Origin of the sequence: Limnochorda sp., from assembly GCF_047459355.1 — a bacterium.
In the GTDB taxonomy this organism is placed as follows: domain Bacteria; phylum Bacillota; class Limnochordia; order Limnochordales; family Limnochordaceae; genus Limnochorda.
The window spans coordinates 1-1145 of record NZ_VSCV01000107.1 but is presented as its reverse complement, the minus strand read 5'-3'; the positions used below and the strand labels follow the sequence as shown (position 1 = coordinate 1145).

The 1145-nt window shown below is 48.5% G+C and carries 2 protein-coding genes; both read left to right on the top strand.

Annotated elements, in window-relative coordinates; genetic code table 11:
• Positions 1-80: 80 nt before the first annotated feature.
• Positions 81-614, top strand: coding sequence for a helix-turn-helix domain-containing protein (locus FWJ67_RS11210; protein WP_414482870.1), 534 nt, complete (start codon positions 81-83; stop codon positions 612-614).
• Positions 611-1138 carry an IS630 family transposase gene (locus FWJ67_RS11205; RefSeq protein ID WP_414482869.1) on the top strand — a complete coding sequence of 176 codons (528 nt, stop codon included), beginning with the start codon at positions 611-613 and terminating at the stop codon, positions 1136-1138. The genes FWJ67_RS11210 and FWJ67_RS11205 overlap by 4 nt, the downstream gene beginning before the upstream one ends.
• Positions 1139-1145: the final 7 nt, after the last annotated feature.

Genomic DNA, 1145 nt, shown 5'->3' with positions numbered 1-1145 from the left:
TGCCCCGTCGACTAACTTAGATCGGGAAATTCCGAAGGAAAATGTTACCTCATGGTCGAATGGATTCATAGGTGATCGAAATGATTTTCGTTCGTGACTTGACCACCAAGGAAGGCAATCAATTAAGACATATCATTCGAAAAGGATCCCATCCGGTGAAAGTCCGGCGGGCAATGGTTATTCTGGCATCCGCCCAAAAGATGACCGTCCCGAACATCGCCCGACTGTATCACCTATCCGAGGATCACGTTCGACGGTTGATTCACCGGTTTAATAAGGAAGGGATGAAATCGCTTCACCCCCGTTATGGAGGCGGCCGCCCGCGAACTTTTACGCCGGAACAACGTGCGGAAATCATTGAACTCGCGCAAATTCCGCCCAGAGTGTTGGGACTGCCTTTCACCCACTGGTCTCTTTCCAAACTGAAACAGGTGGCCGAAGAACGGGGGATTGTGGATTCGATCAGCATCGAAACCATTCGCCAAATCCTTTCGGAAGCCAAGATCACCTATCAACACACCAAAACGTGGAAGGAATCCAATGACCCCGAATTTCATACGAAAAAAAACGAATCGAACAGTTGTACAACGATCCACCCCAAGACGGGCGAGTGATCTGCGTTGACGAGTTCGGTCCCCTTTCCATTCAGCCGTATCCCGGGAAAGGCTGGTTTCCGCAGAAGAAACCGGATCGTTTGCCTGCCACCTATACGCGGAAGCATGGGGTTCGTCATTTGTTTGCCGCGTTGGATTTGAAAACGGACAAACTATACGCCCACATCAAGAAAACCAAGCGACATCAAGATGTGCTTCAATTTCTGAAGGTGTTGCGTCGCCGTTATCATCGGAGTGAGCGGTTGTACATTGTGCTGGACAACTTTTCCCCTCACCACCATAAGAAAGTCAAGACTTGGGCCCGTGAAAACAACGTGGAGTTGATCTATACGCCGACATATGCATCTTGGTTAAACCGGATTGAATGTCATTTTGGCCCGCTTCGCAAGTTCGTTTTCGAAGGAAGCAATTATTCATCTCATGATGAATTGGCTAAAGCCATCCAAGCATACATCCGTTGGCGCAACAAAAACAAACATCACGAAGCCATCTTAAAAGAACAAAACAAGATCAAGGTTGCCTGAAGGGGCA

What these genes read in the sequence shown, in the direction of transcription:
- FWJ67_RS11210 (WP_414482870.1), top strand. Translation starts at nt 81, where the DNA reads ATGATTTTCGTTCGTGACTTGACCACCAAGGAAGGCAATCAATTAAGA.